Source organism: Aureimonas sp. Leaf324, assembly GCF_001423245.1.
Classification (GTDB): Bacteria; Pseudomonadota; Alphaproteobacteria; order Rhizobiales; family Rhizobiaceae; genus Aureimonas.
This window is the reverse complement of the sequence record NZ_LMOH01000026.1, coordinates 149656-175084: the sequence shown is the minus strand read 5'-3', so window position 1 is coordinate 175084 and position 25429 is coordinate 149656. Positions and strand designations below refer to the sequence as shown.

22 protein-coding genes are annotated in these 25429 nt (G+C 70.6%); 6 read left to right on the top strand and 16 right to left on the bottom strand.

The window, feature by feature from the left end:
* Positions 1-70: 70 nt before the first annotated feature.
* The 3 genes from ASF65_RS15970 to ASF65_RS15960 all read right to left on the bottom strand — a co-directional run bounded on the left by ASF65_RS15970 (position 71) and on the right by ASF65_RS15960 (position 4736).
* Positions 71-1471 carry an ActS/PrrB/RegB family redox-sensitive histidine kinase gene (locus ASF65_RS15970; protein WP_082505741.1) on the bottom strand — a complete coding sequence of 467 codons (1401 nt, stop codon included), beginning with the start codon at positions 1469-1471 and terminating at the stop codon, positions 71-73.
* Positions 1472-1536: 65 nt separating this feature from the next.
* A complete protein-coding gene (gene hrpB / locus ASF65_RS15965) occupies positions 1537-4014 on the bottom strand; it encodes an ATP-dependent helicase HrpB (RefSeq protein WP_055891191.1) in 2478 nt (825 codons plus the stop codon).
* A gap of 44 nt (positions 4015-4058) precedes the next feature.
* Positions 4059-4736 (bottom strand): DUF1345 domain-containing protein, encoded by a 678-nt coding sequence (locus ASF65_RS15960; RefSeq protein WP_055891189.1) that lies wholly within the window; start codon positions 4734-4736, stop codon positions 4059-4061.
* Positions 4737-4876: 140 nt separating this feature from the next.
* Here ASF65_RS15960 and ASF65_RS15955 point away from each other — a divergent pair, with 140 nt between their 5' ends.
* Entirely contained in the window at positions 4877-5638 is a 762-nt protein-coding gene (locus ASF65_RS15955) for an SDR family oxidoreductase (RefSeq protein ID WP_055891705.1), read from the top strand.
* Positions 5639-5650: 12 nt separating this feature from the next.
* On the opposite strand, the gene ASF65_RS15950 is transcribed toward ASF65_RS15955, so the two are convergent.
* From ASF65_RS15950 to dnaK, 8 genes are all read right to left on the bottom strand, one after another.
* A complete protein-coding gene (locus ASF65_RS15950) occupies positions 5651-6223 on the bottom strand; it encodes a DUF308 domain-containing protein (protein ID WP_055891187.1) in 573 nt (190 codons plus the stop codon).
* 59 nt (positions 6224-6282) lie between these two features.
* Positions 6283-6864 carry an NAD(P)H-dependent oxidoreductase gene (locus tag ASF65_RS15945; RefSeq protein WP_055891185.1) on the bottom strand — a complete coding sequence of 194 codons (582 nt, stop codon included), beginning with the start codon at positions 6862-6864 and terminating at the stop codon, positions 6283-6285.
* Complete coding sequence (locus ASF65_RS15940; protein WP_055891183.1) at positions 6861-7475, bottom strand: methyltransferase domain-containing protein; 615 nt, start codon at positions 7473-7475, stop codon at positions 6861-6863. The genes ASF65_RS15945 and ASF65_RS15940 overlap by 4 nt, the downstream gene beginning before the upstream one ends.
* A 59-nt stretch (positions 7476-7534) precedes the next feature.
* On the bottom strand, positions 7535-8167 hold the full coding sequence (locus ASF65_RS15935; RefSeq protein ID WP_244486752.1) for a methyltransferase domain-containing protein: 633 nt from the start codon (positions 8165-8167) through the stop codon (positions 7535-7537).
* 34 nt (positions 8168-8201) lie between these two features.
* Positions 8202-9341 carry a molecular chaperone DnaJ gene (gene dnaJ / locus ASF65_RS15930; protein WP_280137644.1) on the bottom strand — a complete coding sequence of 380 codons (1140 nt, stop codon included), beginning with the start codon at positions 9339-9341 and terminating at the stop codon, positions 8202-8204.
* A gap of 181 nt (positions 9342-9522) precedes the next feature.
* Positions 9523-10611, bottom strand: coding sequence for an acyltransferase family protein (locus ASF65_RS15925; protein WP_055891174.1), 1089 nt, complete (start codon positions 10609-10611; stop codon positions 9523-9525).
* A gap of 100 nt (positions 10612-10711) precedes the next feature.
* Positions 10712-12907 carry a methyl-accepting chemotaxis protein gene (locus ASF65_RS15920; protein WP_055891172.1) on the bottom strand — a complete coding sequence of 732 codons (2196 nt, stop codon included), beginning with the start codon at positions 12905-12907 and terminating at the stop codon, positions 10712-10714.
* 168 nt (positions 12908-13075) lie between these two features.
* Positions 13076-15220, bottom strand: a complete 2145-nt coding sequence (dnaK, locus tag ASF65_RS15915) for a molecular chaperone DnaK (RefSeq protein WP_280137641.1) — start codon at positions 15218-15220, stop codon at positions 13076-13078.
* A 213-nt stretch (positions 15221-15433) separates the two neighbouring features.
* Between dnaK and ASF65_RS15910 the strand changes: the two genes are divergently transcribed.
* Genes ASF65_RS15910 through ASF65_RS15900 form a run of 3 tightly spaced genes read left to right on the top strand, consistent with a single transcriptional unit; the run spans position 15434 to position 17714 of the window.
* Positions 15434-16276 carry a hypothetical protein gene (locus tag ASF65_RS15910; RefSeq protein WP_055891166.1) on the top strand — a complete coding sequence of 281 codons (843 nt, stop codon included), beginning with the start codon at positions 15434-15436 and terminating at the stop codon, positions 16274-16276.
* Positions 16273-16668, top strand: a complete 396-nt coding sequence (locus tag ASF65_RS15905) for a phage holin family protein (RefSeq protein WP_055891160.1) — start codon at positions 16273-16275, stop codon at positions 16666-16668. Before ASF65_RS15910 ends, ASF65_RS15905 begins: the two co-directional genes overlap by 4 nt.
* On the top strand, positions 16665-17714 hold the full coding sequence (locus ASF65_RS15900; RefSeq protein WP_055891157.1) for a DUF3618 domain-containing protein: 1050 nt from the start codon (positions 16665-16667) through the stop codon (positions 17712-17714). The genes ASF65_RS15905 and ASF65_RS15900 overlap by 4 nt, the downstream gene beginning before the upstream one ends.
* Before the next feature lie 60 nt (positions 17715-17774).
* Here the strand turns inward: ASF65_RS15900 and ASF65_RS15895 are convergent, their stop codons facing one another.
* The gene (locus tag ASF65_RS15895; protein WP_055891154.1) at positions 17775-20405 is read right to left on the bottom strand and encodes a transglycosylase domain-containing protein; all 2631 of its coding nucleotides are present in this window, start codon (positions 20403-20405) and stop codon (positions 17775-17777) included.
* A gap of 278 nt (positions 20406-20683) precedes the next feature.
* Positions 20684-21514, bottom strand: coding sequence for a MipA/OmpV family protein (locus tag ASF65_RS15890; RefSeq protein WP_055891152.1), 831 nt, complete (start codon positions 21512-21514; stop codon positions 20684-20686).
* Positions 21515-21752: 238 nt separating this feature from the next.
* Between ASF65_RS15890 and ASF65_RS15885 the strand changes: the two genes are divergently transcribed.
* Together ASF65_RS15885 and ASF65_RS15880 are read left to right on the top strand one after the other, a co-directional pair.
* Complete coding sequence (locus ASF65_RS15885; protein ID WP_055891150.1) at positions 21753-22724, top strand: tripartite tricarboxylate transporter substrate binding protein; 972 nt, start codon at positions 21753-21755, stop codon at positions 22722-22724.
* A 75-nt stretch (positions 22725-22799) separates the two neighbouring features.
* The gene (locus tag ASF65_RS15880) at positions 22800-23147 is read left to right on the top strand and encodes an arsenate reductase (protein ID WP_055891147.1); all 348 of its coding nucleotides are present in this window, start codon (positions 22800-22802) and stop codon (positions 23145-23147) included.
* Between the two features lie 15 nt (positions 23148-23162).
* Here the strand turns inward: ASF65_RS15880 and nth are convergent, their stop codons facing one another.
* The 3 genes from nth to ASF65_RS15865 form a co-directional block, all read right to left on the bottom strand.
* Positions 23163-23852 carry an endonuclease III gene (gene nth, locus ASF65_RS15875; protein WP_055891145.1) on the bottom strand — a complete coding sequence of 230 codons (690 nt, stop codon included), beginning with the start codon at positions 23850-23852 and terminating at the stop codon, positions 23163-23165.
* A 70-nt stretch (positions 23853-23922) separates the two neighbouring features.
* A complete protein-coding gene (locus tag ASF65_RS15870; RefSeq protein ID WP_055891703.1) occupies positions 23923-24831 on the bottom strand; it encodes a bifunctional helix-turn-helix domain-containing protein/methylated-DNA--[protein]-cysteine S-methyltransferase in 909 nt (302 codons plus the stop codon).
* Between the two features lie 83 nt (positions 24832-24914).
* Positions 24915-25394 (bottom strand): DUF2244 domain-containing protein, encoded by a 480-nt coding sequence (locus ASF65_RS15865; RefSeq protein ID WP_055891142.1) that lies wholly within the window; start codon positions 25392-25394, stop codon positions 24915-24917.
* Between the last annotated feature and the right edge of the window lie 35 nt (positions 25395-25429).

The following is a 25429-nucleotide window of genomic DNA, read 5'->3' as shown; positions in this document are numbered from 1 at the left end:
TACGTCGTCCGTGCGGCTTATCAACTGGCGTGCGAGACGATCGGTCGCGCAAATCTTGGCAAAAAGGGTGTCAGGCCAACTGTGGCGGCAGGTCGAACGGCTCTTCTTCGCGCTCGGGTTCGCCGACGCGCTCGACCGTCAGGCGCCCGAAGCTCTCCACCGGCCAGGACACCGTGATCCGGGCGCCCGATCCCTCCGCCTCGCTGCGGTTTTCGAAGCGGATGCGCGCGCCGGATCGCTCGATCAGCGTCTTGGCGATGAAGAGCCCGAGACCGAGGCCGCCGCCCGACTGGCGCTGCTCGGCGTCGCGCACCGACATGTAGGGATCGCCGATCCGCTTCAGGACATCGGGCGGGTAGCCGGGACCGTCGTCGCAGATCTCGATCGCGATGCGGCCGCTGTTCCAGGACAGGCCGATCTCGACCTCGCCGCTCGCGAAATCCACCGCGTTCTCGATGAGGTTCCCGAGGCCGTAGATCACGCCGGCATTGCGCCGCATCACCGGCTCGGGGCCGAATGCCTCCTGCACCCGCACGCGGATGTCGACGCCGAAGTCGCGGTGCGGGGCGACGGCCTCCTCGATCAGCGACGACAAGGGCATCTTGGCGAGATGCTCCTCGGACGTCGACGACAGGCTCGCGAGCTGCCCGAGGATCGCCCGGCAGCGATCGGACTGGCTGACGAGAAGGTCGATGTCCTCGCGCAGGGTGGCGTCGGCGGGTGCTGCGCGGCGCATCTCCTTGGCGACGAGGGCGATCGTGGCGAGCGGCGTGCCGAGTTCGTGGGCCGCGGCGGCCGCCAGCCCGTCGAGCGCCGACAGGTGCTGCTCGCGCTGGAGCATCAGTTCGGTCGCGGCGAGCGCGTCCGACAGCGCCCGGCTCTCGGCCGCCACCCGGTAGATGTAGAAGGTCGAGAAGATCAGCGTCGTGACCAGCGCGAACCACATGCCCCCGAGATACGGAAAGGGCAGCTGCAGGCTGTGGCCGGCCGGCCAGGGGATGGGGTGGTGGAGAAAGGCGATCGCGGTCGCACAGAGAACCGCCAGGACGCCGATCCCGACCGCGACGCGGGCGGGCTGCGTCGCCGCCGCGATCATCGCGGGAACCACGAGGAACACCGCGAACGGGTTCTGGATGCCGCCGGTCAGGAAGAGGAGGCCGGTCGGCTGCACGACGTCGAAGACGAGGATCAGCGAGGTCCGCCGCTCCGACAGGCGCTCGGCCTTCGAATAGCGGGTGGACAGCCACAGGTTCAGCGCCACCGACACGCCGATCAGCACGAAGCATCCCCAGACGGGGTAGGGATACCACAGGCCCCAGGCGACGAAGACGCAGGCCGCCGACTGGCCGGCGATCGACAGCCAGCGCAGGCGCGTCAGCGTGGCGAGGCGCACCCGCTGCCCTTCGAGGGACAGGCGGCGTTCCGGCGGCAGGTCGGCGTCGAGGTCGAGGCCTTTGGCGATCGTCATCATGACAAGCGAATTAGGTGCCGTCCCGCATCCGCACAGATGCGACGCGGCCGCACACGCACCGCGTTTCAGCCGCGCGGCTTCGCCCGGTTGGTGGCGGGCGCCGCGACCGGGTCCTCCGGCCAGGGATGGCGGGGGTAGCGACCGCGCAGATCGGCGCGCACGTCGGCCCAGGAGCCCGTCCAGAAGCCCGGCAGGTCGCGCGTGATCTGGATCGGCCGGTGTGCTGGTGACAGGAGCTCGAGGATCAGCGGCAATCGCCCACCGGCGATCGCCGGATGCCGCGACAGGCCGAAGAGTTCCTGCACGCGCACCGCCAGCACCGGCCCTTCGGCCTCGTAGCGGATCGGCAGATGCGAACCGGTCGGCGCGGTGAAGTGCGACGGCGCGAGATCGTCGAGACGGCGCGCCTCGCCGGGCGGCAGGCGGGCGAGGAGCGCCTCGCGCAACGCCCCTTCGCCGATTTGCGACAGGGCCGAGACCCCCGGCACGAAGGGCAGGAGCCAGCCTTCGAGATCGGCGAGCAGCGCCTCGTCCGTGAACGCGGGCCAGCCCGCCTCGGCGCCGTAGGCCGGATGAAGGAAGCGCAGCCGCGCCAGAAGCCGCTCGCCGTCCTTGCCCCAGGGCAGGCGCGCAAGGCCGATGTCGCGAAGGCCCGCCATCAGCGCCCGGCCCGTCTCCTCGCCGGCCGGCGTCGGCAGTGGCGCTTCGGCAAGGACCGCGCGGCCGAGACGGCGCACGCGGCGCGCGCGAACCGACCGGCTCGCCGGATCGAACTGCAGCGTGTCCTCCTCGACGATCCGGGCCGCGAGGAGAGCGTCGAGGCGCGCCTTATCGATCGCCGCGGCGCTGCGGATGCGGCCGGTGCGCTGTGCCGAGCCGGTCGAAACGCCCTGGAGGTCTGCGACGACCAGCGCCGCCTCGCGCGACAGGGCGTGCTCCTTCTCCAGGGTGCCCCCGCGCCCGTTCGACAGGAGGAAGCTGCCGGGCGCGCCGCGCGCCAGCGCCACGCGGTCGGGATAGGCGAGCGACAGGAGCGCGCCGGGATCGTCGTCGTCCAGACGGTCGCCGAGATCGGACGGCGCCATGCCGGCGATCCGGCCGGCGAGCCCATCGGCCGCGCGGGCGCGGGGCGAGCGGTCGGCGCGCCACAGGCGCAGGCGCTCGGCAAGGTCCACCGAGGCGCCGCCGAGGCCGGGTTCGGTCAGGAGGACGGCGAGGCGCGCCGCGGTGCGCCGGGGCTCGCCGGGGGCCGCGCCCGCCACCATGCGCGCGAGGCGCGGCGCCAGCGGCAGCGCGCGCATCGCCTCGCCGGTCGCGGTCATCCGGCCGGTCTCGTCCAGCGCGCCGAGATCGCGCAGGAGCGCGCGGGCCTCCGCCACGGCCGGGCCGGGGGGCGGATCGAGGAAGCGCAGGGAGGCCGGATCGGAGACCCCGAAGGCGAGCGCGTCGAGCACCAGCGCCGAGAGGTCGCTGACCAGGATCTCCGGCCGGTCGAAGGCTTCGAGCGCCGCGGTCTGCTCGGCGCGCCACAGGCGGATCGCCTCGCCGGGTGCCGTTCGCCCCGCCCGGCCCGCCCGCTGGTCGGCCGAGGCGCGCGACACGCGCACGGTCTCGAGGCGCTGCAGCCCCGTCGCCGGTTCGAAGACCGGGGCGCGCTTGAGGCCGCTGTCGACCACCGTCGTGACGCCGTCGATGGTGATCGAGGTTTCCGCGATCGTGGTGGCGAGCACGACCTTGCGACGGCCGGCCGGCGCCGGGCGGATGGCAAGGTCCTGCGCCGCCCCCTCCAGTCGGCCGTAGAGCGGAGCGAGGACGACGTCGGCGGGCACCCGGCCCTCCAGCCGCTCCAGCGTGCGTTCGATCTCGCGCTGGCCGGGCAGGAAGGCGAGGATCGAGCCGGAGCCCGCGCCGAGTTCCTCGCGGATCGCCGCGGCGACGGCGTCCTCGACGGCTTCGCTCGGGGCGCGGTCGCGGTGGCGGATCGTTACCGGGAAGGCGCGGCCCTCGCTCTCGATCACGGGCGCGTCGCCCAGAAGCGTCGCGACGCGCGCGCCGTCGAGCGTCGCCGACATGACGAGGAGCTTCAGGTCCGGCCGCAGCGCCTCGCGCACGTCGAGTGCGAGCGCCAACGCGAAGTCGCCGTCGAGCGAGCGCTCATGAAACTCGTCGAAGAGGATCGCCGCGACGCCGGACAACTCCGGGTCCGACAGGATCATGCGCGTCGCGACCCCCTCGGTCACCACCTCGATGCGCGTCGAGGCCGAGACGCGGGTGTCGAGGCGCATGCGCCAGCCGACCGTCGCGCCCGGCGCTTCGCCGAGAAGATCGGCCATACGCGTGGCGGCGGCGCGGGCGGCCAGACGCCGGGGCTCGACGAGGATGATCCGCCCCTCGGTGATGTCGCCGAGAAGATGCAGCGGCACCAGCGTCGTCTTGCCCGCGCCGGGCGGCGCCACGAGCACGGCGGCACCATGGTCCCCGAGCGCTCGGCTCAAGGCGGGAAGGACGTCGGAGACGGGGAGGCGGGGCAGGCTCGCACGCATGGCCCGTCTTGCCCGAGCCGCCGACGCCTTGTCCAGCGGCGGCGTCAGATCACGCTGGCGCCGACATTGACGGCGAGCGCCAGCACGGTCGTGTTGAACAGGAAGGCGAGGATCGTGTGGGCGAGCACGAGCTCTCGCATCCCCTTCGTGGTCACCGCGACATCCGAGGTCTGGCAGGCGGCGCCCATGGTGAAGGCGAAATACAGGAAGTCACCGTAGCCCGGCGTCTTGTCGCCGCCGGGAAAGTCGAGGCCGCCCTCGGCGTTCGGCCGGCCGTAGAACTCGCCGGCATAGTGCAGCGCCATCATGACCTGCGTCACGACCCACGACAGGAGGATGGTGAAGCCGGCGAGCGAGAGGCGCCAGGGGTTGGGGTTGTGGTCGCCGATGCCGTGCAGCTCGGCGGCAATGGCGCCGAAGCTCGCGGCGATCGCAAGGCCGGTCAGCAAAAGGATCGCGCGCCGCCCCTCGTCCTGCCGGCGGGCGCGGCGGCGCAGGTCGCCGGCATCCGCCGCCTTGACCATTATCCGGGCGATCACGCCGAGATAGAACAGGACGCCGGCATCCCAGCCGATCAGGATGCGCGTCGACAGGTCGAGCGAGCGGGGGCTGAGAAGCGCGAGCGCGATCGCGACGCCCGCCGCGATTAGGAGGCGCGGCCGGGCGCGCACGCCGCGGATGAAGGCGCGATGGAAGGTGTGGGACCCCGGTTTGTCGCTCATCGCTCGGATTGCCCTCTCTCGGCCAGACCGGTTGAAACACATGTCGCGCAATGATGGTTCGCACGCTTGGCGCGGATCGGCTAAAGGATGATCCGATCCGCCGTCCGCTTCCGGCCGGCGCAGCCTTCGCGAGTGCCACGATGTCCGATGCCGCCACCTCCGCCGACACCCGCCCGACGCTGGTGCTGACCGGTGCATCGCGGGGCATCGGGCATGCCACGGTGAAGCGCTTCTCGCGCGAGGGCTGGCGCGTCATCACCTGCTCGCGCCAGGATTTCGCCGCCGACTGCCCGTGGCCGGCCGGCCCCGAGGACCACATCAAGGTGGACCTCTCGGACCCCGAGGACGTCGGCTACGCCGTGTCCGAGATCCGCCAGCGGCTGCAGGCGAACGGCGGCAAGCTGCAGGCCCTCGTCAACAACGCGGCGATCAGCCCGAAGGCCGACAAGGGCGCGCGGATGGATTCGATCCGCACCCCGATGCATGTCTGGCGCGACGTCTTCCAGGTCAACTTCTTCGCGCCCATCATGCTGGCGCGCGGCCTGCACCAGGAACTGGCGAGCGCGAACGGCGCGATCGTCAACGTCACCTCGATCGTCGGCAGCCGCGTCCACCCCTTCGCCGGCACGGCCTATGCGACGTCGAAGGCCGCGCTCGCCTCGCTGACGCGCGAGATGGCGGCCGACTTCGGACCGGACGGCATCCGCGTCAACGCCATCGCGCCGGGCGAGATCGACACCGCGATCCTGTCGCCGGGCACCGAGAAGATCGTCGAGCAGATTCCGATGCGCCGCCTCGGAAAGACCTCCGAGGTCGCCGACATCATCTACTTCCTGTGCTCGGGGCAGGCGTCCTACGTCAACGGCGCCGAGATCCACATCAACGGCGGCCAGCACGTCTGACCCCGGCCGCGCCTAGCGGGCGCGCAGCGCCGCGACGAGGAGGCTCGTCCCCGAACTGATCAGCGAGATGCCGAGGAACAGGCCGATCGCCCAGATCGCGGTCCCGGGAAGGCCGATGACGAGGAAGAGCGCGAGGCCGATATTGATGATGCCGGCCAGCGCCAGGAGCCAGAACTGCCCGCCCGACACGCGGAACGCGTTGGCCATCGCGAAGGTCGCGAGGCCGAGGAGCAGGAAGTAGACCGCGAGCAGCGTCGTGAGCGCGACGGCCCCCGCGAATGGATCGGCGAGGATCAGGATACCGAGGAGCAGCGTCACGACGCCGATGAGGAGCCCGGTGCCGCGTCCGCCGAACTCGCGGCCGGCACGGACCGTCGCCACGAGCCCCACGATCCCGAGAATCACCAGGAGCCAGCCGAAGAACAGGGTCGAGGCGAGCGTCGCCGCGAAGGGCACGAGGATCGCCAGCGCGCCGGCCGCGATCATCAGCACCGCCTGCACCGTATAGCCCTTCCAGTGGCTGTGCAGATGGCGCTGGACGTCGCGCTCGAGGTCTCCGGTCGGGGTTAGGCCTGCACGCGACATCCGGAACACTCCTCGGCGATGGATAGCCGCCGAACGTTCCCTTCCGGGAAAGGTTCCCCTCAGCCGCCCTGCCGGCTGAGCGCGCGGGATGTGTCGAGCAGGCGGTCGACGAGGTCGTCGAGGCGGGCGCGGTCGCCGGCCTCGGCAAGATGCCCCCTGGCGTCGAACGCGGCCTCGGCGGCCGCCAGCCGGAACTCGGCGGTCAGCACCTCGGCCCCGAGGGCGGCGAGCGTCGCACGGACCTGGCCGAGCGCCGAGCGACCGTCCTCGCGCCCGGCGCCGGTCGAGGCCAGCGCCACGACGAGGCGGGCGAAGGGCGGGCGCGCCGCCTCGTCCGCTGCGGCCGCGGCCGCCATCCAGTCGAGAGCGTTCTTCAGGGCGGCCGGCGGGCCGGCGTTGATCTCGGGAAGGGCGATCAGCATCCCGTCCTGCAAGGCCAGCCGCTGGGCGAGCAGCCGGGCGTTCTGCGGTGCCTCGCCGCCGCCCGGCCCCTCGAAGAAGGGGAGGGGATAGTCGGCAAGGCTCGCGCCCGTCAGCGCGACGTCCGTCAGGGACAGGGCCCGCGTCGCTTCCAGCGCGAGGCGGGCCGAGGGGGAGCCCGGCGCGGTGTCGCCGGTGAGAACCAGGATGCGCGGGATCAATGCAGCGGACGCGCCCCGGCCTGGCTGTAGATCCAGACTCGCGCCGGCGGGATGTTGTCCCAGACGATGTCGGAGGAGGACACGTCGAAGAGGCCGGGCACCGCCTTCACCGGCGGCTTCCAGAGATAGGAGAGCTGGGTCAGGTTGCCGCCCGGCCGCAGGCGCTCGAAATAGCGCGAGAACAGCGCCTGCCGCTCGGCCTGCGGGAACTTCACGATCGGGATCGCAAAGAGGATCGCGGCGAACGTCGTCGCGCCGCCGTCACCGAGCGTCGCATCGAGGTCGAATCCGTCGCCGCGGATGACGTTCACGGCCGGGAAGCGCTCCTTCAGGGTGCGCGCGAACTCTGCGTCGTATTCGATCGAGGTGATGCGGCCGGGATCGACCCCTGCGTCGAGGAGCGCGCGCGTGACGCAGCCGAGGCCGGGCCCGAGTTCGAGGATCGGGCCGTCGAGCCCGGTCGTCGCCGAGGCGACCATCGTCGCGCAGTAATGGGCCGAGGAGGGCGCGACGGCGCCCATCTTGATCGGATTGCGGACCCAGGTTCCGAAGAACCGCGCCAGATCCCGGCGCCGTTCGCGTGCCGCGTCCTGCCCCATGCGTGCGTCCATCGTGCTCTCCCATCTCGCGCGCGGCCCGCCGGGCCGGTTCGATGCCGATGCCTAGCAGGTCATTTTGGCATTGCGACGAAGGTCGGCAAAGCCCGAGCGTTCCGATCTCGCCGATAGGTGATCACGCGGGCCGGCGGCAGGTTGCGCTTGATCCAGGATGAGACCGTCGAGCCGGCGTCGATGCGCTCGGCGCGGACCGGCGGCGCGAAGGCGTAGGAGAACTGAATGAAGGGCGCGCCCGGCGGCAGGAGGTCGAGATAGCGGCCGATCGCCCGCGCCCGCTCGGGCTCGGCCCTCGTCATCAGCGGGAGCGAGGAGACGACGGCGCGCAAGGGGCGCTCGACCAGAAGCCGGGCGAGGGCGGCCGGCGGCTCGTAGGCGTCGCCCTGCAGGACATGGACGCGGGGAAAGCGGGCGCGCAGGAGCGTGCAGAATTCCGGCGAATATTCGAGGCAGACGAGGTGCTCCGGTTCGATGCCGGCCTCCAGGAGGCAGGCGGTGACGACGCCGGTGCCGGGGCCGAGCTCGACCACGATCCCGTCCGCCGGCTCGTCCGGCACGGCCTCGGCCATCCGCCGGCCGAGCGCGCGCGAGGAGGGCGAGACCGCCCCCATCTTCAAGGGGCTCTTCAACCAGCTGCGGATGAAGGCCGCGTCGGCCTGACGCCGCAAGGGATGCTCGTTCCCGTCCACCACACCCTCCCCGATGCCGCTTGGTCCGGCTGCCTCAGTCGCTGAGACCCTCGAAGAATTCCTTCATGCGGGAGAAGAAGCCCGTCGATTGCGGCGAGTTCTCGGAGGAGGAGATGTCCTCGAACTCCTGCAGGAGCTCGCGCTGACGGCGCGACAGGCTCTGCGGCGTCTCGATCGAGATCTGGATGAAGAGATCGCCGGTCTGCGTCGAGCGAAGCACCGGCATGCCCTTGCCCTTGACGCGGAACTGCTTGCCGTACTGCGTGCCCTCGGGAACCTTGACGCGGGACTTCGCGCCGTCGAGCGTCGTGACCTCGAACGAGCCGCCGAGCGCCGCCGTCGTCATCGAGATCGGCACCTTGCAGAAGAGGTCGGCCCCGTCGCGCTGGAAGAACTCGTGCGGCTTCACCGACAGGAAGATGTAGAGGTCGCCCGCCGGTCCGCCGCGCAGGCCCGCCTCGCCCTCGCCGGCCAGCCGGATGCGCGTGCCGTCCTCGATGCCGGCCGGGATGTTGACCGAGAGGTTGCGCTCCTCCGGCAGGCGCCCGTCGCCGCCGCACTTGCCGCAGGGGTCGGCGATGATCTCGCCGCGACCCTGGCAAGTCGGGCAGGTGCGCTCGATCGAGAAGAAGCCCTGCGCGGCACGCACGCGGCCGACGCCGCCGCAGGTCGGGCAGGCTTTCGGCGCCGTTCCCGTCTTGGCGCCCGTGCCGTGGCACTGGTCGCACTGGATGGTGGTCGGCACGCCGATCTCGGCGGTCTTGCCGGTGAAGGCCTCCTCGAGGCTGATCTCCATGTTGTAGCGCAGGTCGGAGCCGCGCTCGCGGCCCGACTGGCCGCCCTGGCGTCGTCCGCCGGCCCCGCCGCGCCCGCCCATCATCTCGCCGAAGATGTCGTCGAAGATGTCGGCCATCGAGGAGGCGAAGTCGCCCCGGCCCGCGCCGCCGCCGTTTTGGAACGCGGCATGGCCGAACCGGTCGTAGGCGGCGCGCTTCTGCGGGTCCTTCAGGACCTCGTAGGCTTCGCCGATCTCCTTGAACTTCAGCTCCGCGGTCGCGTCGCCCGGGTTCTTGTCCGGGTGAAACTGCATGGCGAGCTTGCGGAACGCGGCCTTCAGGGTCTTGTCGTCGCAACCCTTCGCGACGCCGAGCATCTCGTAGTAATCGACCTTCACGGACAAGCGTATCACCGTTCTCGTGCGCATCGGACCAGCCGTCCGATGCCGTCATGATGTGGAGACGGAAAGTCCAGCGAAGTTCCGTCGCGGGCCCGATGTAGGCGTGGAGGGTCCGCGTTACCATAGGACAGCGACGAGCAAAAGCGGAGGGAGCTTGCGCGGACCCGTCGCCGCCGCATCAGGCCGAGGCGAGCGTCGGCGGCCGGGGCTTGGCGCCGCGCTCGCCCGCCAGCCGGCGTCCGAGCGGCCCCTCGACGAAGCGCGCCGACAGGAAGGCGAGTGCGATCGTCGCCAGCATCGGGACCGGCAGGAAGGCGTAGAAGCTCATGATCTCCAGCGGCTCCAGGATCCGCTTCCAGAGGAAGGACAGGAGCACGATCTCGCACGCCGCGTGGAGGATGTAGATGCCGAAGGACAGGCGCAGAAGCGGCATCGCCGGTTCCAACCGTTCGGTGGAGCGGGGCCGCGCGCCCTCCGACAGGCCGATCAGGAGGATGGCCAGGAAGAGGAGCGCGAGCGTCAGGTGGACGAGCGAGGCGCTCGCCATGGTCAGGAGCGCGGCGGCGAGCGCAAGCAGTCCCGGCGCGTGCGAGGTGACGGTGAGCGCGCGCCGCGCGACGAGGGCGGCGGCCAGCGCGCCCGCCGTGAAGTCGGCAAAGGCGCGATAGGCGCCGAACGTGTCGGCATTTGTCCAGTGCCCGCTCGGGAACACGCCGGCATAGCTCCAGACCTCGAGCACCGCGATCCAGCCGAACAGGAGGAACGCGAGGCCGGCGATGCCGGCGCGCCGCCAGACGAGGACGACGGCCGGAAACAGGAGGTAGCAGAAGAACTCGGCGCTGACCGACCAGCTCGGATAGTTGAAGGTGAGCCGGTCCGTCGTGCCCCAGGCATGGATCGCCAGGACATGCAGCGGCAGGTCCGCCATGTTCCAGCGCGGCAGGTCGTGCAGCGTGACGAGGCCGAGCGCGCCGGCCGTGCCGATCGACCCGAAGAACAGAAGCGTCAGGAAGTGGAGAGGATAAAGGCGGGCGAGCCGACGGCGCAGGAAGCGCCGGTAGTCGCCCATCGTGTTCATGCGCGGCGCGTAGCGCGCGGCGATCACGAAGCCGGAGATCATGAAGAAGGCGTCGAGAAGCGGCAGGAGATGGTGCAGGGCATCGGTCGCGACCCGGGCCTGCGTGCCCGGCGCGAAGAACATGAAGTGATAGGTCATCACCAGGATCGCGGCCGAGAAGCGCCAGCAGTCGAAGATCCGGTAGTGCATCGTCAGGTCTCGCTGGGCAGGGCGACGGCAAGGCCCCGCTCGCCATGGAGCGGGGCAGGCGAGCGGACCGAGGAGCGCGTGGAAGCCCCTTGGCGCCGGTTCAGGCGGCCCGGCGGGCCGGCGCGTGACGAAGGGCGGCGCGGGTGCGCTCCTCGCCGATCTCGAACTGCGCGACGAGATCGCGCAGTTCCCCCGCCTCGCCCCGCAGCGACTGGCTGGAGGCCGCCGCCTCTTCCAGCATCGCAGCGTTCTGCTGGGTGATCTGGTCGATGTGGGAGACGGCCGTGTTGATCTCGCGGATGCCGGTCGACTGCTCGGCCGCCCCTTGCGCGATGGCCGTGACCTTGCCGTCGATCTCCAGAACCTTGGCGGCGATGCCTTGGAGCGAGGCGCCGGCCCGCTCGACGAAGGTCACGCCGACGTCGACCTCGTGCGAGGCGCGGGCGATGAGATCCTTGATCTCCTTGGCGGCCTCGGCCGAGCGCTGCGCAAGGCCGCGCACCTCCTGCGCCACCACCGCGAACCCGCGGCCGGCTTCGCCCGCGCGCGCGGCCTCGACGCCGGCATTGAGGGCGAGGAGGTTGGTCTGGAAGGTGATCTCGTCGATCACGCCGATGATCTTGGCGATGCGCGACGAGGAGTCCTCGATGGCGCGCATGGCGTCGATCGCCTGGGCGACGATCTCGTCGGAAGCCTGCGCGGCGGCACAGGCGCCCTTCACGGTCGTCGATGCCGACACGGCGTGACCCGCGCTCTCGTTGACGCGCAGCGTGATGTCGGCGAGCGCGGCCGAGGTCTCCTCGAGGCTCGCCGCCTGGCCCTCGATCCGGCGGGCCATCTCCTGCGCGGCCGCGCTGATCTCGCCGGTGCCGCCGTCGATGCTGGTGACGATGCCCGAAACGGTCCGCATCGTGGATTGGAGCTGGCCGACCGCCGCGTCGAAATCGGCGGCGAGCTTGGCATAGGATCCGCCGATCCGGCCGGACAGGCGACACGTCAGGTCACCGGCCGACAGCCGGGCAAGGCCGCTGCCGAGGAGTGCCACCACCTCGGCCTGTTCGGCCACCGTCCGGGCGCGCTCCTCTTCGCCTTCGCGCCGCGCGCTTTCGGCCTGCACGCGCTCCTGCGCGGCGACGGCCTCGGCCTGGCGGCCGGAGGCGAGTTCGTGGCGGAAGCCTTCGAGCGCGGTGGCGAGCGCCCCCGCCTCGTCCCGGCTGCCCTGTCCCTCGACGGGCCGCGTATAGTCGCCGGCGCTGAGAGCCTCGACGTCCGCCAGAAGCCGCTGCAGCGGTCGGCGCACGACGCGGTGCGAGGCGAAGGCGAGGACGCCGAGCGAGATGGCGACGACGAGAAGGCCGCCGCCGGCCAGGAGCAGGCGCTCCTGCCACACGGGTCCGGCGACGACGGCTGCGGGCACGTCGACCAGCGTCGCCCAGGTGAGGTCGAAGCCGGGAACCTGGAAGGGAAGGGCGACGCGGGTCGCGCCGTCCGGCAGCGTGCCGAGGATGCGCGGCTGTCCGTCGGCGGCCGCCTTCGCGAGGTCCACCGCGCCGATATCCTCGTAGGGCTTGGTGCGCATGGCGGCGTCGGGCGCGACCAGCCACTTGCCGTCGCCACTGACGAGGAACACCCGGCCGGTGCCGAAGGGCTGCAGGGCCGAGACCGTGGCGGCGAGTTCCTGCATGCCGACGTCGATGCCCGCGACGCCGATCAGCTTGCCGCCCGACATGACGGGATAGGCGGCCGACGACATGAGGACGCCGGTCTCCGAAAGATAGGGGGCGGTGAGGTAGCCCTTGCCGCGTGCGACAGGCTCCTTGTACCAGTCCGCATCGTATTTCGCGGCGAAGGTGCTGTAGTCGGCGCCGCCGTTCGCGCCCTTGGTCCAGTAGGGCGTGAAGGCGCCGTCCTTGTTGGAGCCGACGGCCGCGGGATCGCCCGTCCCGTCGATGCCGCCCGGCGCTTCCGCCATCCAGGAGCCGAAGAGGTTGGGGTAGGAGCCGATCGCCGGCTTCAGGAGCGCGACATAGGCGGTGCGGTCCCTGAGGCCCGCCTCGTGCATCGCGCCGATCGCGCCTGCCGTGGCGTTGCCCACCGCGGTCGCCTGGCCGAGGCCGATGCCGATCGTGTTGGCGACGATGCGCGCCTCGGCGGTCGCCCGGTCGAGCGCCATCGTCTCGATCCGGTCCGCCGAACTCATCGAGATCAGGGTGAAGGCGCCGGCCAAGACCAGCGTCACCGCGCCTCCCGCGGCCAGGATCAGCTTGGCGGACAGGGAACTGGACAGCGATTTCATGGCATCCTCGGCGCGAGATGTCAGAGACGGTTCCAATGACTCTGGAGGATGACTGATAAAAATTCGTTGTGCGGCGCCAAACGACGAAAGGTTCCGCCTCGCATCATAGAAAAGGCCCCGGCGGTGCGTCCCGCCGGGGCCTTTCTTTTCGGGCGTTCGAGCGGTCGATCAGGCCGACTTCTTGCGCTCGTCGTCCTGCACTTCCTCGAAGTCGGCGTCGACCACGTCGTCGCGGCCGCCCTGCGCCGTCGAGGCGTGCGGCTGGGCACCCTCGTCCTCGCCGGCCTGGCTCGCCTCGTACATCGCCTGGCCGAGCTTCATCGAGGCCTCGGCGAGCTTGTCCGACTTCGCCTTGATGGCGTCGGCATCGGCGTCGGCCTTGTCGAGCTCGGCGCGCAGGTCCGCGATTGCGTCCTCGATCGCCTTGCGATCCTCGGCCGACACCTTGTCGCCGTAGTCCTTGAGCGACTTCTCGGCCGAGTGCAGCAGGCTCTCGCCCTGGTTCTTGGCCTCGACAGCCGCGCGGCGCTTCTTGTCGGCGTCGGCGTTGGCCTCGGCTTCCTTCACCATCTTGTCGATGTCGGCGTCCGACAGGCCGCCCGACGCCTGGATGGTGATGCGCTGCTCCTTGTTGGTGCCCTTGTCCTTGGCCGACACGTTGACGATGCCGTTGGCGTCGATGTCGAAGGTCACCTCGATCTGCGGCACGCCGCGCGGTGCCGGCGGAATGCCCTCGAGATTGAACCGGCCGAGCGACTTGTTGTCGGCCGCCATCTCACGCTCACCCTGGTAGACCTGGATGGTCACGGCGTTCTGGCCGTCCTCGGCGGTCGAGAAGACCTGGGACTTCTTGGTCGGGATCGTCGTATTGCGGTCGATGAGGCGCGTGAACACGCCGCCGAGCGTCTCGATGCCGAGCGACAGCGGGGTCACGTCGAGAAGGAGAACGTCCTTCACGTCGCCCTGGAGAACGCCGGCCTGGATGGCGGCGCCCATGGCGACGACCTCGTCCGGGTTGACGCCCTTGTGCGGCTCCTTGCCGAAGAAGTTCTTCACGACCTCCTGGACCTTGGGCATGCGCGTCATGCCGCCGACCAGCACCACCTCGTCGATATCGGACTGGGTGAGGCCGGCATCCTTGAGGGCGGCTTTCATCGGGCCGACCGTGCGCTGCACGAGGTCGTCGACGAGGCTCTCGAACTTCGAGCGCGTCAGCTTCAGCGTCAGGTGCTTCGGACCGGACGCGTCCGCCGTGATGAACGGCAGGTTGATCTCGGTCTGCGAGGCGGACGACAGCTCGATCTTGGCCTTCTCGGCCGCTTCCTTCAGGCGCTGAAGGGCGAGCTTGTCGTTCTTCAGATCGATGCCCTGGTCCTTCTTGAACTCGGACGCGAGGTAGTCGACGAGGCGCATGTCGAAATCCTCGCCGCCGAGGAACGTGTCGCCGTTGGTCGACTTCACCTCGAAGACGCCGTCGCCGATCTCGAGCACCGACACGTCGAACGTGCCGCCGCCAAGGTCATAGACCGCGATCGTCTTGCCGTCGTTCTTCTCGAGGCCGTAGGCGAGGGCCGCGGCCGTCGGCTCGTTGATGATGCGCAGGACGTCGAGGCCCGCGATCTTGCCGGCGTCCTTGGTCGCCTGGCGCTGGGCGTCGTTGAAGTAGGCGGGAACGGTGATGACGGCCTTCTCGACCTTCTCGCCGAGATAGGCTTCCGCCGTCTCCTTCATCTTCTGCAGGATCATGGCCGAGACCTGGCTCGGCGAATACTTCTCGCCGTGCGCCTCGACCCAGGCGTCGCCGTTCGAGGCGTTGACGATCTTGTAGGGGACGAGGCCCTTGTCCTTGGCCACGGTCGGGTCGTCGTAGCGACGGCCGATCAGGCGCTTCACCGCGAACAGGGTGTTCTCGGGATTGGTCACCGCCTGGCGCTTGGCCGGCTGGCCGACGAGACGCTCGTCGTCGTTCGAGAAGGCGACGATCGAAGGCGTCGTGCGCGCGCCTTCCGCGTTCTCGATCACCTTTGCGGTCTTGCCGTCCATGACGGCGACGCAGGAATTGGTGGTTCCGAGATCGATGCCGATCACCTTCGCCATGGTCTGTCTCTCCTTGTTGAGCGTGGGGCCCGGACCCTCGATCGAGGCGTTCCGCGTGGCCGCACCTTGGATGGGATTTCGGTTCGCCGAGGGGCTCTCGAAAACGGCCGCCCCGGCGGGCTGAGGGCTATATATGAACGGGCTTTGGGGGGCGCAAGACGGTCTCGAACCTCGACCGCACGGCTTCGTCCGACCCCCGGCGGGCCGACGGAGCATAGGCGGCTAAGCCGTTTAATCCGCAAGTCGCAGAAACCATCAGCCGGGGTGAATGTTGGCTTTCCTGAGCGGTCGGGGCGCAGACGCCTGCCCGGCCGCCCCATCGCCGTCGCGAAAGGAGGCCGCCCATGAACAGCATCATCTACCTCATCGGCTTGATCGTCGTCGTCCTCGCCATCCTGTCGTTCCTCGGCCTCAGGTAGGGAGAGCCCCATGTCCGATCCATTCCAGAGCGGCTCACGAGCCGAGACCGATCGCCAGACCCTGTCCGACGCGGCCCGCCGCGAGGGCCAATCCATTCGCGACACGGCGGCGCAAGCCGGCGAGACTCTGCGCCGCGAGGGCGCGAGCCTCGGCGACAGCGTGCGCGAGCGCGCGAGCGCCCGTGTCGAGGACGGCAAGGCGGCCGCCGCCTCCGGCCTGTCCGACTTCACCGCCGCGATCCGCAAGGCCTCCGAGGAACTCGGAGCGCGCGACCAGTCGATGGCCGCCGGCCTCGCCCGCCAGGCCGCGTCCGGGCTTGAACAGGCCGCCGAGGCGATCGAGGGGCGGAGCGTCCAGGACATCACCCGGTCGGTCGCCGACTTCGCGCGGCGCCAGCCCGGCGCCTTCCTGATCGGCGCGGCGCTCGCGGGTGTCGCGCTCGGCCGCTTCGCGCGCGCTTCGAGCGACCATGCCGGCCCTCTCGGCTCGAACGCCGGCCATGGTGCTCGCTCCGGCGACGACTGGCGCCATGACGACGGCCGCTCTCGCTTCCAGGGCAACTCGTCCGGGGCCGGCGCAGCGTCGTCGTTCGGCGACCGTTCGGGGCGACACGACATGGGGTCGGCGTCCGATTCCGCCCTGAACCGCGCGGGTACATCGGGTTCCACGGCGACGGGGGGCCTGACGTCCACCCCGACCGCCGCCTCCTCGTCGCAGGCCGACGCGACCGGCTACCGGGCGCCGCAGGAGGCGCCGCAGACCTCCGCACTCAGCCAGCCGGGCGTCTCCGGTTCCACCAACACGGCCGGCCTTGCCAAGTCCTCCAACCCCGGCACGGGAGAGCGTCCATGAGCATCGATCCGCATCAAAGCCGTTCGGTCCCCGACCTTCTCAGCGATCTCCTGCGGGAGACCACCGAGCTCTTTCGCACGGAAGGCAGGCTGATCCGCGCGGAGATTTCCGACAAGCTCACGCAGATCCAGCTCGCCGGCGGATCGCTGGTGGCCGGGGCGATCTGCCTTCTCGTATCCCTCATCGTCCTGTCGGGCGCGCTCGTGGTGGCGCTCGGCAAGATCATGGACCCGGCCTGGGCGGCGCTTCTCGTCGGCGTCGTGATCGCGGTGATCGGCATCGTGCTGCTGGCGGCCGGCAAGAAGAACCTCGAGGCCGTGAACCTCGCGCCCGAGCGCTCGCTCGGCCAGTTGCAGAAGGACGGCCAACTCGTGAAGGAGCAGACGCGATGAGCACGGAAACCGATCGCCTCGCGCGCGAGGCCGAGGAGCGCCGCTCCAACCTCGACGCCACGCTGGAAAGCCTCAAGGGCAAGCTGTCGCCCGGCCAGATCGTCGACGAGGCGATGGGCTACCTCCGGGAAGGGCAGGGCGCCGACATGGCGCGCAACCTCAACCGGCAGGTGCGCGACAATCCGCTGGCGCTCGGCCTCGTCGGCGCCGGCATCGCGTGGCTGATGTTGGGGCAGGGCGCAAAGGATACGACGCGCGACGCCGGCCGCCGCCTGCGCGACCGCTACGACGACGCGTTCGACCGGGACGGCCGGGACTGGAGCCCGGACCGCTGGGCGGTCGACGACCGCGACAACCGGTTCGAAAGCGCCAGCAGCGGCTACGAGGCGGACCGCACGCGCGGCGTGACCTCCGGCCCCTATCCCGGTCACGGCGGATCGTCGTCCTCGGGCATCGGGTCCTCAGTGTCGGGCGCGGCCTCCTCGGTCGGTTCGGCGGCCTCGAGCGCGGCAGGCGCCGTCGGTGATGCCGCCCGCAAGGCGGGCGACACGATCTCGCATGCGGCCTCGTCCGCCTCCGACAGCGCTTCGCGCCTGTCGCACGACGCGCGGGACGCTGCGGCCCGGGCGCGCGAGGCGTCCTATCGCGGCCTGTCGCAGGCCGGCGACAGCGCGGGTTACTACGGCCGGCGCGCGCGACGGACGTTCCTCGATACGCTGCAGGACGAGCCGCTGGTGCTCGGCGCGGTCGCGCTGGCGGTGGGGGCGGCGATCGGCGCCGCGCTGCCCTCCACCCGGACCGAGGACGAGTGGCTCGGCGAAACCCGCGACCGGCTGCGCGACCAGGCGCTCGATTCCGGGCGCGAGGTGCTCGACAAGGCCGGCACGGTGGCGGCCAAGGCCTTCGATGCGGGCAGCGCCGTTGCGGACGAGAAGGGCTTGAAGCCGACGGGCGAGGGCGAGACGATCGCCGAGAAGGTCTCGTCGGTGGCGGAAGCCGCCCTCGGAACGGCCAAGGACGAGGCCCGGAAGGAGGGGCTCGCCTGACGCGGACGCTCCTGCGACAACGAAAAGGGCCGCCGGCATCTCCTGCCGGCGGCCCTTGTCCTATCCTCCGCCGAAGAGGCCCCGGAACAGCGAGCGGTCGCTCGCCCGTCCGCCGGGCGCCGGCCCCTCCAGCACCGCGTCGGGCGGCAGCTGGTCGGGGCTGACCGCGATCGCCGGTCCTTCGAGCACGGCATCGGGCGGCAGCTGGTTGCGGCCGACCGTGCGCGGCGGGCCGATGTCGGCCGGCGGGCGCATGCGGGCCGGCTCGCCGTAGCCGTATTCCGGCGGCGGGCCGCCGTACTCGTCGTCGCCGTAAGGGTCCTCGCCCCGCGGCGGCGGCCGGCGCGCATAGTCCGGCTCGGCGGGCAGGTCGCGATAGCCCGGCGTCGAGCGGTATTGCGGCTCGTATCGCGGCTCTCCGCGCGGGCTTCGCTCGGCATAGCCGTCCTGGCCCGGCACGACGCTGCCGGGCGCCGCCGCCGGCGGCAGTTCGCCCGTCGCCTGCTGCGGCGCCCCGCCCTCGAAGCCGGGTCCCGGCAGCTCGTTGCTCTCGTAGACCGGGTTGCCCTCAGTGTCGTAGCCGATGATGCGGTCGCCGTAGCCGGACGCCATCGGCTGGTTGCCGGGCTCGCCGATCCGGTAGTCGCCCGGCAGCGGCATCGCCGGCAGGCCTTCGTGCGCGGCGGTCATGAACGCCTTCCAGGCGTCCGCCGGCAACGAGCCGCCGGTCACCTGGCGCATCGGCTTGCCGTTGTCGTTGCCGAGCCAGACGCCGGTGGTGAGGTTGGCGGTGAAGCCGACGAACCAGGCGTCCTTGAAGTCCTGCGTGGTGCCGCTCTTGCCCGCCGCCTGCCAGCCCTTCAGCGCGGCGCGCCGGCCGGTGCCCGAACTGATGACTCGCGTCATCATCGCGTTCATCATGCCGACGATGTCGGAGGTGACGATCACCGGCGGCACGGCGTCGTCGCGCTGGTAGAGCACCTTGCCGGACACCGTCGTCACCTTGTTCACGAGGTGCGGCGTCGCCCGGTAGCCGCCGTTGGCGAAGGTCGCGTAGGCGCCGGTCAACTCGAGGAGCGAGACTTCCGACGTGCCGAGCGCCAGCGAGGCGTTGTCGACGAGCGGCGACTGGATGCCCATCCGCTTGGCCGTCTCGATCACCGCGGCGGGGCCGACCTCAGCGGTGAGCTGGGCGGCGATGGTGTTCAGCGAGCGCATCAGCGCGTCCGCCACCGTCACCGGTCCGCGGAAGCGGTTGTCGTAGTTCGACGGCGACCAGTTGCCGATCTTGACCGGCCCGTCGTTCATCACCGTCTCCGGCCGCACGCCGTATTCGAGCGCCGTCTCGTAGACGAAGGGCTTGAAGGCAGAACCCGGCTGGCGCTTGGCGTCCACCGCACGGTTGAACTGCGAGGCGGCGTAGTCGCGCCCGCCGACGATGGCGCGGATCGCGCCGGTGCCGTCGATCGAGACCAGCGCCCCTTGCGTCACGTTCTGCGTCGCGCGGTCGATCGTGCCGGCGATCGCCTTCTGGGCTTCCTTTTCCAAGGTGAGGTCGATCGTGGTGTCGACCACCACGTCCTCCTTGATCTCGCCGCCGACGAGAAGCGGCAGGTCGCGCATCACCATGTCGGCCGCATAGTGCTCGGGGCCGGTCCAGAAGCTCTTCGCCTTGGTGGGCTTGGAGGCGAGGGCGTCGTCGAACTCGGCCTTGGTGATCTTGCCTTCCTCGAGCATGGCCTGCAGCACCACCCCTGCGCGGGCGCGCGCCGCCTCCGGGTCGCGCGCCGGCGACAGGCGCGAAGGCGCCTTCAGGAGCCCGGCGAGCGTGGCCGACTCGATGAGGTTGAGCTCGTCCGCGTTCTTGTCGAAGTAGCGCCGCGCGGCCGCCTGGATGCCGGTCGCGCCGGAGCCGAAGTAGACGCGGTTGAGGTACATCTCCAGGATCTGGTCCTTGGAGAATTTGGTCTCCAGCCAGAGCGAGAGGATCGCCTCCTGGATCTTGCGCTGGAGGGTCTGGTCCGGCGTCAGGAAGATGTTCTTGGCAAGCTGCTGCGTCAGCGTCGAGCCGCCCTGCACGGTGTCGCCGGCCGCGAGGTTCTCGGAAAAGGCGCGCAGGATGCCGACCGGGTCGACGCCCCAGTGCGAATAGAAGCGCCGGTCTTCGATCGCCATGACCGCCTGCGGCACGTAGGGGCTGATGCGGTCGAGCGCGACCGCCTCGCCGCCGGTGGTGCCGCGGTCGGCCAGGAGATCGCCCGAGACCGAGACGATCTTGACGTTGGGCGGCCGATCCGGGATCGCCCAGGCCTCCTGCGGCAGCTTGATCGCGAAATAGCCGATGAGCGCGAGGCCGGCGATGCCGCCCCAGAAGACGAGCAGGAAGGAGAGGCGGACAAGGTGCCCGAGGAAGGAACGCCGACGCCGCGGCCGGCCGCCGAAGAAGCCGCGACCGCCCTCGTCGTTGCCGCCGCCGCCGGACCCGCCGCCCGCGCCGCGGCGCCCGCCGCGACCGCCGGAGCCGAGATCCTTGACGCGCCGCGCGGCTTCGCCGTCGATCTGGCGCCCGCGCGGCGGGCGGCCCGTGCTGGCGACGGCCCGGTCGTCGGGCGAGATGCGGATCTCGTCCTCGCCACCGCCCGATCCGCCGAAGCTCGGCTCGATTCGCTCGCCCTTGCGCCTCGCGGCCATCGCGACTGTCCCCTCGTCTTGACCGGCGCCGTTCGAGGCCGATTGTCTGTAACCCGTGGGGCCCAGCGCCTGAACGCGCGCTGAATTTGTCGAAGCCGCCGGCACGGGTGCGCGCGGCCTGTCCCCATGGGTGGCCGTGCAGAGTAAATACGGCGATTTAACGGGGCGTTAACCGAGGCTGACGAGCCGTTAAGGGCGCCGGCCGCCCCCGATCGCGGCCACGAAAAACCCGCCCGGACGGCCGGGCGGGTTGCAGGGGGCGCGGTGTGGCTCGGCGATCAGAACAGGTCGATCGAGAAGCGCTTGGAAATGCCGAACCCGGCGAAGAACTGGTCCTCCGAGCCGACCTTGACGATCGGCGAGTCGGCGGCGTCGCCGACCATGCGCTCGTAGGCGGCGTTGGCGTTGAGGAACCAGTCGGGACGGAATTCGTAGCGCGCCGAGGCGGCCGCGCCGACCGACTTGAAGCCGCCGCCGGCATCATAGGCGGCGAGGCGTCCGCCGGACGCGATCGATTCCAGCGGGCGAACCGAGAAGTAGGTGCTGTTGTAGTTTGAGTCGGCGAAGGTCGTGCGCGGCCCGAGCTTGAACTCCCACTGCTCGGTCGGGCGCGAGATGAAGTCGATGCCGGCGCCGCCGACGAAGCCCTCGCCCTCGTTGAAGGCGTAGCGCGCCTCGCCGTACACCTCGATGTTGAGCGTGTCGTAAACCGGGAACTCGTAGCCGGCGCGAAGGCCGAGCTGGTAGCTGCGGTCGAGCGCCAGCGTGCCGTTCAGCTCCGGGTAGTCGTCGGCGCTGCGCTTGTCGATGAAGCGGAACGAGGGGCCAATGCGAAGGCCGCCCTGCTTCTCCTCCGGCGAGCCGATCGCGAAGAGGCCGGGGATGTTGAGATACTGGAGCGAGACGATCGGATAGCCGGAAATATCGTAGTCGTCGGCGCCCTCGTAGGCAGGCTGCGTCGAGATGCCGGCGCCGAGCTCGATGATGAGGTCGGCATTGTTGGCGATCGCGACCTCGCTCGTGTCGACGGTCTCGTAGTCGGCGGCGAGCGCCGGTGCGGCAGAGAGGACGGTGGCGGCCAGGAGGCCGGCGAGGAGGCGATGCGTCATGATGGGAACTCCGGCGGCGCAACGGGCGCCTTTGCCCAGACATCTTTCGCACCGGGGGAGTGGTTTCAATCGTCTCCCTTGGGATCTCGCGACTTCGCCGGGGCGCCGTGGCCTGCGGGTCACATGACACAAACGCGTGAACACCCGATTCAATCGATATCAACGGAATGGCGCGATTGCGGCCGGCCGGCCGGCCGTTCATCCTCCCGCGCGCCCCGACGGGCTCAAGGGAGGTTGCATGAAGACTTTGACCGCCATCGCCGGAGCCTTCGCGCTCCTCGCCGCCACGACGCTGGGCGCTGCCGCGCAGGACTATCCGAACAAGCCGGTCACGCTGGTCGTGCCGTTTGCGGCCGGCGGCTCGACCGATCTCGTCGCGCGCACCATCGCGCAGAAGATGAGCGAGACGCTCGGCCAGCAGGTGCTCGTCGACAACAAGGGCGGGGCCGGCGGCAATCTCGGGGCGACCTTCGTCTCCCAGGCGCAACCCGACGGCTACACGATCCTGATGGGCACGATCGCCACCCACGCCCTCTCGGCCTCGCTCTACGCCAAGCCGCCCTTCGACCCGATCGCCGACTTCACGCCGATCGTCTGGCTGGTCACGGTTCCGAACGTGCTCACGGTCAACAAGGACTATCCCGCCAAGACGGTGCAGGAGCTCATCGCGCGGCTGAAGGAGAAGCCCGGCGAGGAGGTCTATTCCTCGTCCGGCAACGGCACGCCGCTGCACCTGTCGGGCGAACTCTTCAAGTCGATGACCGGCACCGACATGGTGCACGTGCCCTACCAGGGCTCGGGCCCGGCGCTGGTGGATGCGGTGTCGGGCGCGGTGCCGATCAACTTCGACAACCTGCCGTCCTCGACCGAGTTCATCCGCTCGGGCGCGCTGCGGGCGCTTGCCGTGACCACCAAGGAGCGGGCCGCCAACTTCCCCGACATCCCGACGATGGAAGAAGCCGGCGTTCCGGGCTACGAGACCAACACCTGGAACGCGTTCTTCGGGCCGAAGGGCCTACCGCCGGAGGTGGTGGCGACGCTCAACAAGGCCGCCAACGAGGCGATCCAGGACGAGACCGTCAAGGCGCGGCTCGCCGAGGTCGGCGCGACGACGGTCGGCGGCACGCCGGAGGAACTCGCCGTCCACGTCAAGGATGAGATCGCCCGCTGGAAGCCCGTCATCGAGACGGCCGGCGCCAAGATCGAGTAGGAGGGCGGCTCAAGGTCCATCCGCATCGGAGGGGGCGACGCGGTTCGCCCTCTCCTCGCATCATCGAGAGTTCCCATGTCCCTGACGCTTCACGGCATCCGCAACTGCGATACGGTCAGGAAGGCGCGGGCCTTTCTCGACACCCGCGGGGTCGAGCACCGCTTCCGCGACTTCAAGACCGACGCGCCGGGCGAGGCCGAGTTGCGGCGCTGGTGCGAGGCGGCCGGCTGGGAGACGCTTCTCAACCGCGCCGGCACGACCTTCCGCAAGCTGACGGACGCCGAGCGCGCCGACTTGACGGAGGCGAAGGCCGTCGCCCTGATGCTCGCCCATCCCAGCCTCATCAAGCGGCCGGTCGCCGAAACGGGCGAGACCATCCTCGTCGGCTTCAAGCCGGACGCCTACGCCAGCGCCTTCGGCTGATCCGGGGGCAGGCCGTCAGGCGTCGCGCGCGGCGGCGAACCAGCGGCAGATGTCGTTGAGAAAGCAGGTCTCGCAGCGCGGCCGGCGCGACAGGCACACCGTCTTGCCGAACTGCAGGAGCCAGAAATGGCCGTCGCGCCGGGCCCAGTCCGGCACCGAACGCTCCAGCGCCGCGGCGGTCTTGTCGGCGGTGCGCTCATTGGTGATGCCGGTGCGGTTGCAGACGCGAAAGACGTGGGTGTCGACCGCGATCACGTCCTCGTCGAAGGTGAAGCTCATGACGATGTCGGCGCATTTGCGCCCGATGCCGGGCAGCGCCATCAGCCCTTCGCGGGTCTGCGGCACGACGCGGTCGTGCTCCTCGATCAGCGCGGCGCACAGGCGTCTGATGCTCTTCGCCTTCATGTTGTACAGGCCGCAGGGCTTGATCGCGCGGGCGATCTCCTCCTCCGAGAGCTTCAGCATCGCGTCCGGGGTCTTGGCGAGCGCGAACAGCGCCTTGGCGGCCGCCGCCGTGTTCACGTCGCGGCTCTGCGCCGACAGGAGGCAGGAGACGACGGAGCGGAACGGGTCGGGCTGGTCCTTCGGACCCTTGGCGCTCGGGGTGCGGCCCGGCATGTGCTCGCGCAGCCGGCGAAAGGCCTCCGCGCGCTCGGCCTCGCTGAGCGCCCCGTGCCCCGTGTCCTTCTCCACCGCTGCGTCCATGCCGGTCGTCCTTCCCACGTCGTCGGGGTGGTGGACGCGCGGGCTGCCGACGGGTTCCCGGCTGCGGCGATCAGCCCCCGGCCGCGATCGCGAACTCCCAGCCGAGCATCGCGCGCTTGCGCGTCAGGCCCCAGTGGTAGCCGGTCAGCGCGCCCGACTTGCCGACGACGCGGTGGCACGGCACCACGAAGGAGATCGGATTGCGGCCGACGGCCGCCCCGACCGCGCGAGAAGCCTTCGGCGCGCCCATCTCGGCGGCGATCCCCGAATAGGTGTGCGCCGCGCCGAACGGGATGGCGAGGAGCCGCTCCCAGACCCGCACCTCGAAGTCGGTGCCGATGAGGACGATGCGCAGCGGCGCGCCCGCGCCCCACTCGTCCGGCCGGAAGACGCGCGCGAGGCGCCGGGCCGCACCCTCGTCGCTGCGCACGCTGGAGGCCCGCGGCCAGCGGCCGAGAAGATCGGCGAGCGCATGCGCGTCGCCGCCGCGTTCCTCGTCCGAGAAGGCGAGACCCGCCAGCCCCTGCGCCGTCCAGACCGCCAGCGCGCGGCCGAAGGGCGTGTCGGCGAACCCGTAGGACAGGGACAGGCCCTCACCGCGCGCCTTGTGAAGCCCGGGGCTCATCGCCTCGTGCTTGACGAAGAGGTCGTGCAGGCGCGACGGGCCGGACAGGCCGACCTCGATCGCCGTGTCGAGAAGAGGCAGTCCGTCGCCGAGAAGGCGTCGGGCGTGATCGATGGTGACGGCCTGCAGGAACGCCTTGGGGCTGAGGCCGGCCCAACGCCGGCAGGCGGCCTCCAGCCGCTGGGGCGTCACCCCGCAGGCCTCGGCCACGGCGTCGAGCGAGGGCTGGCTGCGATATTCCGCCGAGATGAACTCGATCGCCGCGCGCACCAACGGGTAGTCCGAGGGCGGGGGGACCGGCGACAGGTCGCCCAGCGGCTCGGCCGGGCCGGGTGAGGGGGTATGGTGGGTCATCGGATCGCTCCGCGCGTCATCTTCGGCGCGACGATGGACCATGGCCGACCCCGGAGCCACCCGTTTTCCGAAGGCGCGGCGCGTCAGCCGCGTTTCGCCTCGTTGAGAGCGCGGTTGAAGGCTTCCGCGAAGCTCTCGCGGTCCTCCGGGTTGAGAAAGGCACCGACCTCCGTCTGCCGCCCTTCGCCCGCGACCGCCATGTGGGTGACGCCCGCCAGTTCGTGCCGGCGAACGAGGAAGCGGGTCCAGAACGGGTTGTAGCGGGCCTCCTGCACCGCGCCGCGCGGCGAGGTCTTGCGGATGGTCAGTTCGGTGCGCGACACGCGGACCTCCTCCGACGCGCGGGCCGAACGGAAGCTCGCCCTGAGCGCCACCCAGAGGAGCAGGACGTCGAGGCCGAAGAAGCCGACGACCGGCCAGGCGCCATGCGAGACGAACACCGCGCCGGACAGGAGGCTCAAGCCCCCGAACAGCGCCATGGTCACGTTGAAGCCGCGCTTTCCCAGCGAGCGGTAGGGCGTCAGCAGGGCATGGAAGACGGTGCGATCGGCGCTGTCGGTCATCTGCGTCTTGCCTCGCAGGCTGGATCCGGTCCAAT